The organism is Ancylomarina sp. YFZ004 (assembly GCF_054254355.1).
The window spans coordinates 55,461-72,834 of the sequence record NZ_JBTCHQ010000010.1 but is presented as its reverse complement, the minus strand read 5'-3'; the positions used below and the strand labels follow the sequence as shown (position 1 = coordinate 72,834).

The 17,374-nt window shown below is 34.3% G+C and carries 10 protein-coding genes; 5 read left to right on the top strand and 5 right to left on the bottom strand.

What is annotated here, in order from left to right; all coding sequences use genetic code 11:
* The first annotated feature begins 125 nt into the window (after nucleotides 1–125).
* The gene (locus ACXR6G_RS15235) at nucleotides 126–1,478 is read left to right on the top strand and encodes a 4Fe-4S dicluster domain-containing protein (protein WP_458362300.1); all 1,353 of its coding nucleotides are present in this window, start codon (nucleotides 126–128) and stop codon (nucleotides 1,476–1,478) included.
* 172 nt (nucleotides 1,479–1,650) lie between these two features.
* Here ACXR6G_RS15235 and ACXR6G_RS15230 read toward each other — a convergent pair whose 3' ends face one another.
* The gene (locus ACXR6G_RS15230) at nucleotides 1,651–3,099 is read right to left on the bottom strand and encodes a sodium:solute symporter (RefSeq protein ID WP_458362299.1); all 1,449 of its coding nucleotides are present in this window, start codon (nucleotides 3,097–3,099) and stop codon (nucleotides 1,651–1,653) included.
* A gap of 211 nt (nucleotides 3,100–3,310) precedes the next feature.
* Between ACXR6G_RS15230 and recR the strand changes: the two genes are divergently transcribed.
* From recR to ACXR6G_RS15210, 4 genes are all read left to right on the top strand, one after another.
* Entirely contained in the window at nucleotides 3,311–3,931 is a 621-nt protein-coding gene (gene recR / locus ACXR6G_RS15225; protein ID WP_458362298.1) for a recombination mediator RecR, read from the top strand.
* A gap of 231 nt (nucleotides 3,932–4,162) precedes the next feature.
* Nucleotides 4,163–5,470, top strand: coding sequence for a dihydrolipoamide acetyltransferase family protein (locus ACXR6G_RS15220; RefSeq protein WP_458362297.1), 1,308 nt, complete (start codon nucleotides 4,163–4,165; stop codon nucleotides 5,468–5,470).
* 322 nt (nucleotides 5,471–5,792) lie between these two features.
* Nucleotides 5,793–8,450: a hypothetical protein gene (locus ACXR6G_RS15215; RefSeq protein WP_458362296.1), complete on the top strand. Its 2,658-nt coding sequence runs from the start codon at nucleotides 5,793–5,795 to the stop codon at nucleotides 8,448–8,450.
* A gap of 38 nt (nucleotides 8,451–8,488) precedes the next feature.
* Nucleotides 8,489–9,022 carry a GNAT family N-acetyltransferase gene (locus ACXR6G_RS15210; RefSeq protein WP_458362295.1) on the top strand — a complete coding sequence of 178 codons (534 nt, stop codon included), beginning with the start codon at nucleotides 8,489–8,491 and terminating at the stop codon, nucleotides 9,020–9,022.
* 78 nt (nucleotides 9,023–9,100) lie between these two features.
* Here ACXR6G_RS15210 and ACXR6G_RS15205 read toward each other — a convergent pair whose 3' ends face one another.
* The 4 genes from ACXR6G_RS15205 to ACXR6G_RS15190 form a co-directional block, all read right to left on the bottom strand.
* A complete protein-coding gene (locus tag ACXR6G_RS15205; protein ID WP_458362294.1) occupies nucleotides 9,101–9,307 on the bottom strand; it encodes an RNA-binding S4 domain-containing protein in 207 nt (68 codons plus the stop codon).
* Between the two features lie 59 nt (nucleotides 9,308–9,366).
* Nucleotides 9,367–10,599: a nucleoside recognition domain-containing protein gene (locus ACXR6G_RS15200; protein WP_458362293.1), complete on the bottom strand. Its 1,233-nt coding sequence runs from the start codon at nucleotides 10,597–10,599 to the stop codon at nucleotides 9,367–9,369.
* Between the two features lie 10 nt (nucleotides 10,600–10,609).
* Complete coding sequence (locus ACXR6G_RS15195; protein ID WP_458362292.1) at nucleotides 10,610–14,317, bottom strand: hypothetical protein; 3,708 nt, start codon at nucleotides 14,315–14,317, stop codon at nucleotides 10,610–10,612.
* A 314-nt stretch (nucleotides 14,318–14,631) separates the two neighbouring features.
* The gene (locus tag ACXR6G_RS15190; RefSeq protein ID WP_458362291.1) at nucleotides 14,632–17,181 is read right to left on the bottom strand and encodes a hypothetical protein; all 2,550 of its coding nucleotides are present in this window, start codon (nucleotides 17,179–17,181) and stop codon (nucleotides 14,632–14,634) included.
* Nucleotides 17,182–17,374: the final 193 nt, after the last annotated feature.

The window sequence follows — 17,374 nt, the reverse complement described above, 5'->3', positions numbered from 1 at the left end:
CCTCACCTAAATGAGGCTTTTTTTTATTCATTCTAAACTTGATAACAAAACAATCTAAAAGCCTAATTTGCCTATATTGACGAACGTATTATTAAATGAAATAACACCATTAATCGTCGTCATAAATGGATACTCTTTTCAATCTTTCAACACTATTCTGTCTGATTAGTGCATTGGCTTTTATAATCATCTTTCTATACAGCACTTATATCTTTTATATCGAAAATGAGAAAAGAGCAGCATTCAGGGCCCTTATCATCGGCTTGCTACTTCCAATACCTTATTTCATCGCTTGGTATTATAACTACAACATACTGGCATTAGTTCTAATTGCTGATTTGATAATGACAGGGCTCTTGTTTATTTATCCTTTTAAAACACCACAAACAATTTGTGATGAAACCCCATTGACTAAGATTGATGAGAGAAACGTGATGTTTTCGAGAAACGAATTGATTGTAGGAAGCGAAAATTATAAAAACTACTACACTAAATACCCTGAGAAAGAAGAACTCGACAATATATTCAGAAAGGAAGCAGGCTTATGCTCTGAAAAATCCTTATTCAACCATCCTTTCGCTTTTGCAGCTGCACATGCCAGCTTCTTTGCAGTTGGACAGTTCAAAAAAGCTGTTGATAGTGAAGTCAATCCCACTCGTAAAGAAACAGAACCTAAAGAAATGAGTTCTTTTATAAAAGCTTGGGGTAAAAAACTAGGTGCATTAGACATTGGATTCTGTGAACTTAAGGACTATCATTTATATTCCCACAAGGGACGTGGAGACGAATATGGAAATGAAGTACACAACTCGCATAGCCATGCTATTGCTTTCACTGTTGAAATGAATGAAGAAATGGTTCAATCTGCGCCACAATCATCTATTGTGATGGAGTCTGCACAACAATATCTCGATTCAGGACGCATAGCCATTCAAATTGCCGAATTCCTAAGACATCTGGGTTATTCAGCACGAGCACATATCGATGGAAACTATCAAGTTGTTTGTCCATTGGTTGCACGTGATTCTGGCCTAGGAGAGATTGGGCGTATGGGCTTACTGATGACACCAAAGCAAGGCCCAAGAGTTCGCTTAGGCGTTGTCACAACTGAATTCCCATTAACAACCACAGATCGTAAGAAGTTGAACTATATGCTAGACTTCTGTTTACGTTGTAAGAAATGTGCCGAAGTTTGCCCTAGTAAATCAATTTCATCTGAGAATCCTAAAATGGTTGACGGTGTTAAAAGATGGCAAATCAATTCAGAATCTTGTTTTACCTACTGGTGCAAGGCAGGAACAGACTGTGGACGCTGCATGGCAATTTGCCCCTACTCACATCCTGATAATTTATTGCACAATGCCATTCGATTTGGAATTAAACACTCCCCGCTTTTTAGACGCATTGCTGCTCCACTGGATGACTTCTTTTATGGTCGCAAACCTAAATCAAAGAAACTGCCTAAATGGATCAATTGATGTGATGATGTGATGATGTGATGATGTGATGATGTGATGATGTGATGATGTGGAGATTAAAAAAAACTATTAACATCGCACCTCTAACTCCCGAATACTTTCGGGATAAGCTTTATCACCCCTGAGGCGGACTTCGTTTCACTCAGCCTTAAATTTAAGCCTTTATCCTTTTTTACAATTTAACCTTACTTCTCCTGATTACGAACAATCCAATAAAGGTTAAGAATCCATTCAGCATCAACAATTCAAAGCCTAATTTGAATCCAAACCAGTCCACGGAGTTCTGAGCAAAAACATAACACAAAACTGGAGCGACTATAGTCACTAGAGGAACCCACTTATCTTTAACTTGAATAGACGTAAATAAGCCAAAAGCATACAAGCCTAACAAGGGACCATAGGTATATCCTGCAACTGTAAAAATGGCTGAGATAACAGAATCGTCGTTAATAGCTCTAAAGAGTAAGATGACAAGCAATAAAATGAAAGAGAACAGTAGATGAGATCGACCACGCAGTTTTTTGGTCCTGGCTTCATCATTTACATCAGCTCCCAATATATCAACAGTAAAAGAGGTCGTTAGCGAGGTAAGAGCAGAGTCTGCGCTAGAATAAGCTGCTGCCATTAAACCAACCAAAAAGAAGAGTCCAACCACAGGGCCTAAATGTTGCGTTGCTAGCATAGGAAATAGATCATCACCTCGTTCAGGAATAGCAATCCCTTCGTGTTGCGCAAACATTAAAAGCAAAGCACCAAGAAGAAGAAATAATAGGTTTGCAGGAATAAAAGCAAAGCCATACCAATACATATTCTTTTTAGCATCTGCCAAGTTCTTACAACTCAAATTCTTTTGCATCATATCCTGATCAAGTCCCGTCATGACTATAGTGATAAAAGCACCTGTGAAAAATTGTTTCAAAAAATGCTGCTTACTAGTCCAATCATTGAATTCAAATACCTTCCCATAATCACTTTCTCGAATTGTACTTAATGCACTTGCAATATTCAGGTCAAGCTTATCCATTATCAAATAAATACTAATCCCAACAGAAAGCAACATAAACAAGGTTTGTAAACTATCAGTCCAAATAATGGTCTTAATCCCACCTTTAAATGTATAAAGCCATATCAACATTATTGTGATCAAAACAGTAAGTGCAAAAGGGACACCCCATGCATCAAACACTGTTATTTGAAGCACATTTGCCATCAGAAACAAACGGAATGAAGCTCCAATTGTTCTGGAAAGTAGAAAGAAAGAAGCACCCGTTTTATAAGAAACAATACCAAATCGGCCTTTTAAATAGGTATAAATTGAGGTTAGATTCAAACGATAGTACAGAGGCAGTAGAATATTGGCTACAACAATATACCCTAGCATATAACCCAATACCATTTGCATGTATGAAAACTCGGTAGATCTAACCCAACCAGGTACCGAGATAAAGGTAACGCCTGATAGCGAAGCTCCAATCATACCAAAAGCCACCACATACCAAGGAGACTGTTTGTTTCCTAAGAAAAAGGCTTTATTATCAGCTTTACGGCTAGTAAAATATGAGATGCTTAAGAGAAGTGCAAAGTAGCCAACAACTACAAAGATGATATTTAGTGGAGACATAAATCTTGTTTGAAATTAAGTCTCAAAAATAGAAATTATTATCATCATAACGCTATCTAAATTATCCATTTTGTGACACACTTTTCCTTAGTCTACATCGCAAATACTCCCAAGCATATTTAAGTCCTGGGAAAAGTAAAACTAAAAATACTTACATTTGAGCTAGAGATCTCAGAATTGGTCCCGCTGTATGTCGATTATATATTAAAGAATGAATTACGATAACTTCCCATCCAAACTATTAGAAAATGCCGTTGCTGAATTTTCAAAACTACCAGGGATTGGTAGAAAGACAGCTCTAAGGTTAGTTTTACATCTCCTCAATCAAAATAAGGAAGAGGTTCGAAAATTTGGGAATACTATTATTCAACTTCGTGAAGAGGTTAGACACTGTAAGTCTTGTTTCAATATTTCGGATACCGATCTTTGCGACATTTGTGCCAGTCCTAAGCGTGATAAAACAACCATTTGTGTGGTTGAAAGTATTCGCGATGTCATGTCGATTGAAAGAACTCAACAATATAATGGTATTTACCATGTTTTGGGTGGTATTATATCACCAATGGATGGAATTGGCCCCAGTGATTTGCGTATACAACCCCTAGTTGAAAAAGCTAAAGAGGAAGATTTAACCGAAATCATTTTAGCTCTTAGCACAACAATGGAGGGCGATACAACCAATTTCTATTTATACAAAAAATTAAACCCCCATCAAGTTCCTGTTACAACTATTGCTCGTGGTGTATCCATTGGGGATGAGTTGGAGTATACTGACGAAATTACATTAGGGCGTTCTCTTCTGAACCGAGTGCCTTTTGATAAAAGTTTATAATAGTCAATTTCTTGATTCTTTAAGTTTGAGTATTTTATTAGCAAAGTAATTTAATTCAAACAGAAAGCCTACCTTCAAAGAAGTTATCATATTTTATGATATAGAGAAAACTAATTAGAGATTAAAAAAAGGTGATCTACTTTACTAATAAGACATACTTGTCTTTTACTCTTTTTTAATTAAATTTGTATTCTATTTAGACTAAATAAACAAACACTAAACAAAATCAATATGGCAAAATACGAAATCTTTCTTCCAGCAATGGGTGAAGGTATCATTGAAGCTACAATTACAAAGCTCCTAAAAAAGGAAGGCGACTCTGTTGAAGAAGAAGATTCAATTATGGAAATTGCAACTGATAAAGTTGATTCTGAAATTCCTGCTCCAGCAAGTGGTATTATTGCAAAAATTTTATTCGAAGAAGGTGATGTACCCAAAGTTGGTGATATCGTTGCAATAATCACAACAGATGGTGAAAATATTGATGGTGCAGAACCATCTCCAAAAAAAGAAGAAGCTCCTATTGAAAGCAAAGAACCTCAATTTACTCTTATAACTGAGGCTCCTGAAGAGGGTGAACCTATGAAAGCCAAAACTGAAAATGGCAATTTCATTTCTCCACTTGTTCGTACGATTGCTAAGGCTGAGAATATCACAAATGAAGAACTAAACACACTTGCTGGTTCTGGTGAATCGAATCGAATTACGAAGAAGGATATTCTACAATATATCGAAAACCGCAAGACATCTAAAAAAGCAGAACCAGTCGTTGTACCTTCAGCACCTGCTCCACAAGTAAGTGCTCCTGCTCATAACTCATATGCAGGTAAAAACGTTGAAATTATTGAAATGGATCGTATGAGAAAATTGATTTCTCATCATATGACCAATTCTCTTCAGGTATCTGCACATGTAACCTCTTTTATAGACGTGGATGTCACTCCAATTGTACAATGGAGAGACAAAATCAAAAACGATTTCTTGAAGAAACACAATCAAAAATTAACATATACACCGATTTTTGTAGAGGCAGTAAGCAAAGCAATTCAAGATTATCCATTAATCAATGTATCTGTTGATGGCGATAAGATTATCAAAAAGAATTTTGTGAATATTGGAATGGCAACTGCTCTTCCAAACGGTAACCTGATCGTTCCAGTTATCAAAGATGCTAATGAGAAAAATCTAATTGGCCTAAGCAAATCGGTTAACGATCTTGCAAACAGAGCTAGAACCAATCAATTAAAACCTGATGATATTCAAGGAGGCACATTCACAATTACAAACTTAGGCGCTTTTGGTAGTACAACAGGTACACCAATTATTAATCAACCCGAAGTTGCAATTTTAGCTGTTGGTGCAATCAAGAAAAAGCCTGCTGTTATCGAAACACCTCAAGGTGATACAATCGGAATCAGACACATCATGGTTATGTCTTTATCATATGATCATCGTGTTGTTGATGGAGGTCTTGGCGGCATGTTCCTAAAAAGAGTAGCTGAGAATCTTGAAAATTTCGATACTAGCCAATTATTCTAAGACGATTTTAGAGATGTAAAGCTCTAAGAAAGAACATAAATCATTTATCAAAAGAAAACGCAGATCTCGAATTCTGCGTTTTTTTTATGCAAAAAAATCAAAGTTTTTTATATCTTGCATTGTTCAGTGGCAATATGGGATGTCACAACGCATATAAGTCTTTTATTTAATAAGCTTAGTCTATATAGGTTCAAGGATCTTTAAAGGGATTGTTACAACAAATATTCTAAATGATCAAAACCATTTCTAGTACTTAAAGAATTAAATAAAACACTATTATCTCATTTTATATGATAACTCATTGTCTATAATATTTAAACATATGCTAAAGTTGAATTCTGGAATTCACAAAATAACATCCACTCAACTTTTAAGAACCTTCTTGTTCTTTATAATTATAGCAATTGGTGTCAGTAATAGTTTCGCTAGTAACTCACTCGCTACCATCGACAAAACAAGTAAGCGCAAGAAAACTAAGATGGCAAAAATGTATTTTGCCAATAAAAATTATGGAGAAGCTGCCCCTGTCTTATACGACTTATTACTTCTTGACAGAAAGAATGCTGATCTCAATAATATGTTGGGTGTTTGCTATTTTAATCTAGAATCTGAAAAGGAGAAATCAACTGAATATCTTGAAAAAGCAATTCGATATACCAAATCGAGAAACAATATTCCGCTTGCCTACTATTACAATTTGGGTAAATCCTATCATATCAATTACCAATTTAGCAAGGCGATTAGAACCTACAACAACCTTCTAAATTTAGTACCTCGAGGTGATGTGCAATACACTGCTGAAATTGAACATGAAATTGAAATTTGTAGAAATGCCATCCAACTAACAGAAAATCCTGTCAATATCACAGTTGAAAATTTAGGGAATTCAATTAATACTGAATATGCCGAACATAGTCCAGGTGTAACAGCTGACGAAACAACCATGGTTTTCACTTCACGTCGTAATGGAACGGGGAGTAAAGTTGATAAGGATGGACAATTCTTCGAAGACATTTATATTTCTAAACAAGTTGATGGCGCTTGGTCAGAACCTAAAGGCATTAGTATTCTTAATACTAAAGATCACGATGCTTCAATTTCCATTTCAGCTGACGGACAAGAAATATATGTATACAAGGCTGGTTACTACAATAATAACGAATCAAATGGTGGTGATATTTATGTCAGCAAACTAAATGGTGAGAATTGGACCAGACCACAAAAATTACATTCTGATATCAACTCGCCTAGCAAAGAAAGTCATATTTCAATTTCAGCTGATGGAAGAACCATCTATTTCTCAAGTGACCGCCCGGGTGGTTATGGAAAAATGGATATCTATACCGTTAAAAAGCTTCCTAATGGGAAATGGGGACCAGCACAGAACCTGGGTCCAAATATCAATACAATTTACAACGACGAAGCTCCTTTTATCCATCACGATGGATCACACCTATACTTTAGTTCAAAGGGACACAAAACAATGGGTGGCTTCGATGTATTCAAATCATCATTTGAAAATGGGCGTTGGAAAAAACCTGTAAATGTAGGTTTCCCAATCAACTCAACTAAAGAAGATATCTATTACACCCCAACACCTGATGGAAAAAGAGCCTATATGGCTTCGTATAGAAAAGGGTCTTATGGTAGAGCTGATATTTTTAGAATTCAAACTCCAGATGCTGATAATACAGGTTTATTCGTACTCAAAGGAAAATTGATCAACACCAAAGGACAACCTGTGGGGAAAGCAAGAATCAAATTAAGTCTTGATAATAAAACAATTGGTTTATATCGTCCTAATACCGCATCAGGAAAGTTCCTTTTTATTATAGATGCTGGTAAGCAATACAATCTGGAAATTCGCGCTGAAGGCTATAGACCCTTGAGTACAGTCATGAATGTACCAGCCGAATACGCCAATAAGGAAAACCATAGCGTTATCACACTACTGCCTCTTGCACTTCAACGTGAAGATGAAGGAGATTATCCAGAGAACATGGATCTTATTGACTATGAAACAAGTCAAGTTAGTCTAGAGAAAGAAGCTATTGTTCCTGAAGTTGATAATAAATTGGAAGACTTAAAACTGAAAGAACCTCGTAAAATAACTCCACCAATCGCAAAACCTACTGAAGAAAAAACAGAAGAACAAGCAAAAAAGCAAGCAATAGTCAAAAAAGAAGAGCCTATTAGCAATCCAGTAGTGGAAATTCCTGAAGCTCCTAAGAAACTAAACAAACAAGAAACCTATTACACTATTCAGATTCTAGCTCTTCAAATCCCAATGGATCCTGAAATGTTTAGCTATCTTGATAATGTTAAGATATTCCAGACAAACGATGGTTTGAGTCGATATGCCTACAAAAAATTCAGATCTTATACTGCTGCCACTCAGGAGTTAAATCGATTAATTCGCATCGGGTATTGGGATTCGTTTATCCGAACGGTTATTAATGGTCAACTGATTCATCCAAAAATGAATTTCTCAACAAGTACAGCTTACACCATTCAGTTGATGTCACTTAAAGAGGTAAGACCGGTATCTTACTTTAAAAATCTTAAAGGAGTTAATGTATATCGAGATTCAGAAAATATTTACAGATATACGTATAAGATTTTCCCGACTAAATCTGATGCTCAATTGGCTCTTGGCGAAGTTTTGAAAAAGAGTTATTGGGATGCCTATGTTCGTAAGGCTTATTGGGGTGAAGAAGTTCTTTTCTCTGACTTAAAGACAAGGAAATCGAATAAATACACCATTCAAATTATGGCTCTAAATCGACCAAAATCGTTGAATTATTTCAACAATTTACCAGTTAACAGGCTCAATATGAACAAAGGGAAAGATGGTTTATCAAGATATACTTATCAAGCCTTTGAAGATAAAAAGGATGAGAAAACTTATTTGAATATCGCTTTCAAGAAAGGTTATTACGATGCCTTTACACGAACTATTAAGTGGTACAACAAGAACTAATCCATTATTAAAAACCAATATTCTTTCGATCGATTTATATGCAAATTTTAGAAAATAATTCAATCAGACTAAGAGCTTTAGAACCTGAAGATTTGAAACTTCTTTATCAATGGGAGAACAATTCAGATATCTGGGAGGTTAGTCATTGTCAAAAACCGTTTTCTCTTTTTGTATTAAAGCAATATCTTGAAAATTCACATCAGGATATATATGAAAGTAAGCAGCTGAGGTTGGTTGTTGAATTGAAAGAAAATAGTGAAGCAATTGGTTTAATCGACTTATTCGATTTCGACCCTTTTCATAATAGAGTTGGAATTGGTGTACTTCTTCACGATAAGATACATCGACAAAAAGGGTATGCGAGTGAAGCACTGGAAACGCTAATAGAGTATTGCTTTAAAAGCTTACAGATACATCAACTCTATTGCAATATTACAACTTGCAATCAATCAAGTATTGATTTATTTTGTTCTAAGGATTTCGAGATTACAGGAACAAAAAAACAATGGATTAAAAGTCAAGATGGATGGAAAGATGAATATCTGCTTCAATTGATTGATCCCAAACAATAAAAGACAAACAAACTCTAAATACCAGAAAAGTCCAGCAATGCTGGACTTTTTTTTAGGCTATATTTTAATCAAAACTGATTATTCAACAATAATCACTTCATCGAAAATCTCAATTTTATCTCCTGGACGAATTTTAGCACGCTTACGATACTCAACTTCACCATTTCGAATAACCTGACCATCTTCCACAAATATCTTAGCTTGCGCCCCACTTTCACTAATACTTAATGCTTTTATCAGTTTTATTAGTTCAATATATTCCGAATCGATTTTAAAATTAATCATAGCTTACTCGTAAATTTCATTTATAAAAATTGTGTGGCAAAGGTATTCTTTTCCAAAGACTAATGAAAGAATAAATAAGCAATACCAATTGCAGCAATAATCCCTGCTAAATCGGCAATTAAACCACATGTAATAGCGTAGCGCGTATTTTTGATACCAACAGCTCCAAAGTAAACCGCAACTATGTAAAATGTTGTGTCAGTAGCTCCTTGCAAAACGGAGGTCATTCGTCCTACGAAACTATCAGCACCATATTGAGTCATGGCATCAACCATCATACCTCGTGCCCCAGAACCACTTAAAGGTTTCATGAGTGCTGTGGGTAAAGCAGGAATAAAGTCACCATTAACACCCAGCATGACACAAAGCTTCTCAACAGCTTGAATAAACATATCCATAGCTCCTGAGGCCCTAAAAACACCAATTGCGACCAATATAGCTATGAGGTAAGGAATAATCTTTATAGCAATATTAAAACCATCTTTAGCACCTTCGATAAAACTTTCGTAAACATTAACTTTGCGAATAAAAGCCAGTAAAATAAACGCAACAATAACTGAGAAGAGAAAAACATTACTCACAACTCTCGAAATTATAGCTATCTGCTCTTTTTCTATACTCGAAAAGTAGATGATAATTGCAATAATAAAAGCAGTCATTCCACCCAAATAAAGCAAAATAACCTTATCCCAGAGCTTTATCTTCTGCATTATAGAAACAGCAATTAAGCCGGTAATAGTCGAGAAATATGTAGCTAATAAAATTGGAATAAAAATATCTGATGGGTTCACTGCTCCCAATTGAGATCGATAAACCATGATCGATATTGGAATAATGGTCAAGCCTGAAGTATTCAAAACCAGAAACATGATCTGAGCATTCGAGGCACGATCTTTAATTGGATTCACATCTTGCATCTGAGTCATGGCCTTCAAGCCCATTGGTGTCGCAGCATTATCCAAGCCTAACATATTAGCTGCTAAATTCATCATGATAGAACCATGAGCAGGATGGTCTTTAGGTAATTCTGGGAATAGACGATTAAAAAATGGACCAATCAAACGAGAGAAAATTTTAATAATTCCTCCTCGTTCTCCAATTTTCATGATACCTAACCAAAGCGTTAGTACGCCTGTTAGTCCAAGGGAAATATCAAAGCCCGTTTTGGCCATATCAAAAGTCGAATTGACCATGGCTGGAAACACTTCCATATCACCAAAAACAATCAACTTAATTAAACCGACAACAAAAGCTAATACGAAAAAGAAAACCCAGATATAATTTAATGCCATGTGTCTTTATTTACTTCAGTGAGTTTTTAATATTTTCCAAATTCGCTTTCAACTTCTCGTCCTTAGGCTTAATTTTTAAAGCTTTGATAAAATAAAATTTAGCTACCGATAAGTTACCTGATTTAAAAGCTGAATCCCCTTTCTTTACTAGTTCATCAAATTCAAGATCAAGAGCTTTTTGCTTCCCTGCTGCAATGGCCTCTTCAATTTCATTTAATTTATCTTCAATAAGACTCCTGTCTGTTGCCAAAGGGAGGGCCTTTTTAAAATAATGTCGAGACACAGAATAATTTGTTTTCTCATACTCCTTTTTACCAGATCGCATTAGTTTTTCATATTCAAGACGATCTTTCTCAGATCTAAAAGCATATCTCAGTTCTTCAATTTCAGCCAACTTCTCTCTCGGATAATCGCGCTCAAATACACCTAAAGCCTTTTTGTAATAAGCTTTGGCTTTTCCTAAATATTTGTCCTTAATTGCCAAATCAGCTTTATCAATAAAGGCTTTGTATTCTAGCTCTTTTCTCTTCAATAAATTATCCCCAAAGGCATTTGAATGCTGCCTTAACAAATCATCTTCTTTTGATTGCATGTTGGCTTTCAAAATCATCTTAATCTCATTCAACTGAGATTTGACATAGCCATCTTTAGGTTTTATTTTTTCTGCTTCCTTATAATGATGTCTCGCTAAAGTGTATGATTTCTTTTTAAAATGAGCATCTGCTATTGTAAGTGATTCTCCAAATTCCTTTTCAAGCCTATTGTTCTTTCTATCTGCTTTCTCTTGCTTGGTCAGAATTTCATCAATTATTTCGATCTGATTCTTAGGATAAGAACTCTTAACTCTAAGCTTAAGTGCTAATTGATATTTTTCTTTAGCTGATCTCAGTTTATTGTCAGCAAATAATTTATCTGCAGAACTGATATAAGCGTCATACTCTTTTTTAAGAGCCAAACTTTTCTCTACACCTAGTTTCTCTTCAGCCAACTTCTCATTTACAAGATCAATCTGCTTTAAGGCATATTCATCGTTTCGTCTGATCTGAATAGCAGCTTCATATTTCCCCAGGGCATCCGTGTACTTTTTGTTCTTAAATAGCTTGTTTCCCTCACTTATAAACGTACGGAATTGCTTATCTGAAATTGCTTTCTTTTTAGATAAGAGTTCGGCAGCCAAAGCTTGATTTTCTTTTTCAGCAATCAAGTTCTTTATCTTCAAAAGTTGATCTGAGGCATACTGATCTCCTTTTTTATATTCTAATGCTTGCTTATAATTTGAATTCGCACTCTTAAAATTCTCAAGATTTAAAGCAGCATCAGCCGTAGTAATTGCTTTAGAATATTTCTCATCAATTAAGCTCTTCGCTTTCTCTTCTTTCAATTTTTCTATAGCAACTTGAGCAATTTCTCCCAAAGCCAGTTCGGCTTTCTCTATCTGCTCTTTAGGATAATTTTCTTTTGCTTTTAAACTCAAAGCTGACTGATAATTCGTAATTGCAACTTTATAATCTTCCGCTTTGAACGCCATATCAGCTTTCCCAACAAAAGCATTATATTTCTCATTAAGTAATTGCTCATCAGCCTTAATTCTATTAGCTTCTGCAATTAAGTCACCTAATTTTTTTAGTTGCAACTTTGGATACGCTTCTTCAGGTTTCATCTCCGAAGCTCTTTGATAGCTTCCCTTGGCCAAATCGTATTCTCTCGTCTTTAATTGAGAATTTGCAGTCGTTATAAAAACCTCATATTTAGCGTCAAATTCTTTAATAGCCGTTGCTTGTTGAAGTTCTTTAGCCATCATATCTTCCAACTTGTTAAGCTGGTCCTTTGGGTATTTTTCGTTAGGCTTTATCTCTAAAGCATCTCTAAAATTATCACGAGAATCAAAATACTTTTTAGATGCAAAATTGTTATCCCCTTTGGCAATTAAAGCATCATACTTCTGGTATTTAATTTGTAAATCTAATTCTTGTTTAGCTTTCTCTTCTAATTCTCGTTTTTTATCGATTTTACCTTGTTTTGCTTTTTTAACCTGCTCATTCAAATAAGCAGCCTTAGGTTTAATATTAAGAGCTTGCTGATAATTACCTAAAGCCTTATCAAATTCCCCTGAGTTCATTTGAGAATCGGCCATAGAAATCAAATCGGCATATTTCTGTTCACGTGCTTGTTTGTCTGCTACTAATTTTGCCTGATGAGCCATTAAGCTCTCAATTTTTATAAGCTGAGCTTTAGGATGACTTTCATTTGGTTTTAAAGCCAAGGCTTCCGTATAATTTTGCTTTGCTTGAATATATTCACCCTCCTTTAACTGTTTGTCTCCAGAATCTACCAGTAAATTATACTTATCATCTATCTCTTTTTGCTTAGCCTTATTAGTTGCTAGTTCTTTTTCTCTAGCAATTGTCTCGTTTATAATTTGAATTTGTGATTTGGGATAAGATTCTTCAGAATCTAACTCAATCGCTTTTTCGTAGAAAGTTATAGCTTTCGGGTAATCTTTCTTTTTAAATTGCACATCAGCAAGCCTAATAATTCTATTATACTCAGCTTTTAGTGCTTTTTGTTCAGCCACAAATTTTGCATTTGCAGCAGTCAACTGTCTCTCATAATACAGTTTATCGTCAATCAACTGAATCTGATTTTGAGGATAAACTTCATCAGGCATGACTCTAAGAGCTGAAGTATATTGTGATTTAGCAGTCTGATATTGTTTCAACTCGAAAGCTTTATCTGCTGATGCAATAAAAGCATCATATTTACCCTTCGAAACTTTTTCAGCAGCCAATCTCTTTGCTTCATTTTCTGCATTTAACTTCGAATCAAGTTCAAGTTTCTTAATCTTTACTAATTGAGCTTTAGGGTATTTCTCAGTCGACTTAAGGCTAATAGCTGATTTATAATTAACTTTTGCTTGCTCATAATTAGCTTCAACAAAATCCTTATCAGCAAGTTCTATCAATGCATTATATTTCTCATCTAATAGGCGTTGAGCCTCAAATTCATCTTTTTGACTCAATAGAAGAGTCTCTATTTTAGAAAGTTGATCTTTAGGATAGACTTCTTCAGCTTTAAGATTCAAAGCTGCTGTATAAAACAATTTTGAATCGGTATAATTCTTCTTCTGAAACTCAACATCACCTTTCTTAATCGCTTTACTATACTCAGCATTTATTCGTGCCAGTTCAGCCATATAAGCTTGTTGCTTCAATCTGGTTTCTTTCTCAATACGTTTAAGTTCAGCCTCAATTTCTGTAAGAAATGATAAATCAGTTTCAATCAAGTCTGTCTCATTATTATACATGATCATACCAATGGGCTGATCAAAAATAGATAAATCAATACCTGGGAAAAACCTGAATAGCTCTATTGAAAACTTAGATGGAGGGAAACGGCTATCTCTTTCCAAAACATCTTGAGGGACATAAGTTGAAACACTCACACGCTTAGTAACAAAATCCTTTTTCGAAAACTCAAAGATGTAATCGTAACCAAAATTCAATTGATATGAGAACTTCCCATTCTTCGAAACATTCCTTACACTTTCTTGTTCAGAATCCTTGTATAAAGTGATCTTTATATCATTAAGATCTCCTCCATTTATTGTAACATTCCCTTTTACAATACATTTTTCCTGGGCAAAAGTATTACCCGAGAAAAGAATAATCATGAATGATAAAAAGAAAATGTGCTTATATTTTGAAATGATAGCTCTCATTAAATTGATTTGATTGGATTGGATTGGACTATATTGTATGAAATTCCAGTTCTATTTAGAATTAGACACTTCATTATAGAAACAAAAATAAAGAAATATAGCCAGTATTTACATAGTTCCGAAATTGGATAAAGACTTTAATTCAAAAGTTCTAAAATATTTAACGTTCATTAAGAAATAAAAGTGTCTAACACAACATATAAACATAACAAAATAAGTAGGTTGAAACAAAAAATCCTATGAATCACTTCAGATTCACAGGATAGGTTGGGAATAACTAATTCCTAATTAAAATATGATATTATATATAAGCTTTAGTTGTTAAGAATCTTAACCAATACCTCAGCATTTCTATTTTTTAAAATTTGATCACGCTCTATTGTACACAAGTTCTCTTTAGTTTGTTCACCCCAAGCATTGTAGTATTTAGCCATTTTTGTAAGTAATCCTACCTTACAGAAATCATAACGAGCGAACTCACTAATTGCAAATGCTCTATTTGAATGTCTTTCTTGAAGATCTCTATTCCCTTCTTCAAAATAAACTTCAGCTAATGAGCTTTTAAAGAAGATCTGTAAAGGATAGGCTTTAGAGCTAATTAAACTATCATTACAAAATTCTAACTCTTGAATTTGACCAGCTGTTAACTTCATTCCCAACTTAAATTGAGCAATTAGTTTATAAGCTCTTAATAATTTATGATTTGAAAAATGAGCTTTAACATTCAATTGATCGTAAAATAATTCAGCATCTTCAATCAACTGAATAACTTTGTGATAAGATTGCATATAAAATAAAGCATTGCAAACTAAAACTTCAAACTCACCACTCCAACTCTCGTATGTATCACCAACCTGGCAATAAGCCATTTGACGATAATAAAACACTCTAAGCAATTCAATATCATTACTTTTACAAGAAATATGATTATAAAATAGAATACTTGTAAAACGCAAAGCAATTGAGTAGGCTGTACAACTTGAGTTAGGTTCAGTCTCCAATAATAATTTATAATACTTATCTGCTAATTCTTTCTCTAGAGACATCAATGAAGTCATAAGCAATAAGCTTAATGACTTAATTTTTATAGTTCTATCGTCATTAGTTTCTGATATAATCTCAACAACCTTACTAAAATCACCAGTTAGACGGTTCAAATTTCCTGAAAGGGCAAACATGAATTCAACAGAACGAGCCCCTGAAGCATATGTCTTAATAAGATCTATCTTTTTGTCATCCATGTTTGTGATAACAGTGGTCAAGATATCTGTTACAGCACTACTCGTTAAAGTATCTTCCTCTAGCTCAAAAAATCGAGATAATGCTTCATAATTGTCAGAGTTGACTGCAATACTAAATAACTGGGCAATTAACCTATCCTTAAGTTCAAATTCCTTATAATCGGTTTCTATTTGCTTAAACAACTCAAAATCAATCCCTTCATTAAACTCAATTAATTCCTTAACCAATAGGACTTCAAAAAGTTGCTCATTATAAATCTTTACAAACTTACAATAGCCATTATATTCATTAATCGAAACATATTCAGATATTAAGCCATAACTCAACATCTCTTCATATGCATAGTAATAATTACCTGCTGTTTTAAGATGTATAGGAAACATCGATTTCAGATTCATCTTTTTAACTGAATGAGAATCTCGACCATACTTCTGAATCTTCAAGATCCCTTTTAATATCTCAATTTTCTCTTCAGAGTAACGAGAATAATAAATCTTGTTCTTCAGGAATTCATTAATCAGCTTAAAACCGTCAGTTATATCGCTTGTTATATTTGGAACATACGTCTTAACAAACAATTCAAGGAAGAATGGATTTGAAATTGTATTTCGCTGATAATAATCTAGATTTTCAACTTTTAATTCATAGAAGAATTGTTGATTAATAGTCTCATCAAAAACATGTTGAATCTCAAAACCATTTAGGGGTGGAAAGTTTCTTTTGTCTATTTGATCCAAATCTAAGTCGATTTCATACCAAGCTTCTAAAAGGCTATTCTCTTTTTGAATAAATGGTATAGCAAATTTTTCCCAGGTTGAAGTTCTCGAGGTTAGAATCATCTTCATATTCTTCGAGTCCTTATGATTTGCTATGAATTGGTTTAATTGCAAAAACAAACGCTCCAATTTTGTATTATCATAGCTAACCTCATCTAAGGCATCTAATACCAAAATAATTTTCCCCTGACAAGCTTTTGGTCTATCAAGAAAATATTTTAAATCAGTTTTTGATCTTGAATTCAATTGCTCCTCAAGCCAACGCTCAAGCATAAAATCACTAGTTAAGCAGTTGATCATGAAAGTGGCATCGAAAAATAAGATAACATCTTTGCTCGATGTATCTTGACTTACTCGTTCATACCACTTAGCTAACATTGTTGATTTTCCGGCTCCACCTGGTGCAACAAAACTAAGAGCCATTTTATCCGATTGCAGAAAATTACTAATTCTATCTTCTCCTATTTTTCTAGTTGCAACAGATTTGAAAGGAATACCTGATTGGCTTTTTATTAAGTTATAGGCATCATTACTTAACTCAAATGCTCTTTCACGAAATGCTTGCCAATTGGAAGGTTTAATATCCCCGTTCTTTTCTTCAGAGACATAATTAGATTGGAAATCGCTCCATGATTTATAACCTACATAGTGAGCTAATAAATCAAGGGTAAATTTAGATGGAGCTGAAGGAGATTTTAAAAAACCATAAAGTCGGCGTATTGTTGTAGCACTAATTCTCCCACCTGTAGCATCACATACAATTTCAGCTAAAGCTTCACAATCCTTATTATAAGACAGTTCCTGACCAAACTTATTTAGGGTTTCTTTCTTTAGATGTTCTAACATAGCCAACTTTTATTGATTTTAGAGATCTAAAAGTATATTTCATCTATGTATAAAACAATCTAGAATTAATGGTTCGGGGGTTTCGTTTTATAACTACGTCATATGAGTTTCCGATTGCGTATTGGATATTAACGAGGATATCTTTTACTCAGACTGGGCTTATGTAAAACACTACAAACCACACCTTTAAATC

Coding starts and splice junctions, on each gene's coding strand:
- ACXR6G_RS15200 (WP_458362293.1), bottom strand. CDS start 10,599: ATGGCATTAAATTATATCTGGGTTTTCTTTTTCGTATTAGCTTTTGTT.
- ACXR6G_RS15230 (WP_458362299.1), bottom strand. CDS start 3,099: ATGTCTCCACTAAATATCATCTTTGTAGTTGTTGGCTACTTTGCACTT.
- recR (WP_458362298.1), top strand. CDS start 3,311: ATGAATTACGATAACTTCCCATCCAAACTATTAGAAAATGCCGTTGCT.
- ACXR6G_RS15210 (WP_458362295.1), top strand. CDS start 8,489: ATGCAAATTTTAGAAAATAATTCAATCAGACTAAGAGCTTTAGAACCT.
- ACXR6G_RS15195 (WP_458362292.1), bottom strand. CDS start 14,317: ATGAGAGCTATCATTTCAAAATATAAGCACATTTTCTTTTTATCATTC.
- ACXR6G_RS15220 (WP_458362297.1), top strand. CDS start 4,163: ATGGCAAAATACGAAATCTTTCTTCCAGCAATGGGTGAAGGTATCATT.
- ACXR6G_RS15215 (WP_458362296.1), top strand. CDS start 5,793: ATGCTAAAGTTGAATTCTGGAATTCACAAAATAACATCCACTCAACTT.
- ACXR6G_RS15205 (WP_458362294.1), bottom strand. CDS start 9,307: ATGATTAATTTTAAAATCGATTCGGAATATATTGAACTAATAAAACTG.
- ACXR6G_RS15190 (WP_458362291.1), bottom strand. CDS start 17,181: ATGTTAGAACATCTAAAGAAAGAAACCCTAAATAAGTTTGGTCAGGAA.
- ACXR6G_RS15235 (WP_458362300.1), top strand. CDS start 126: ATGGATACTCTTTTCAATCTTTCAACACTATTCTGTCTGATTAGTGCA.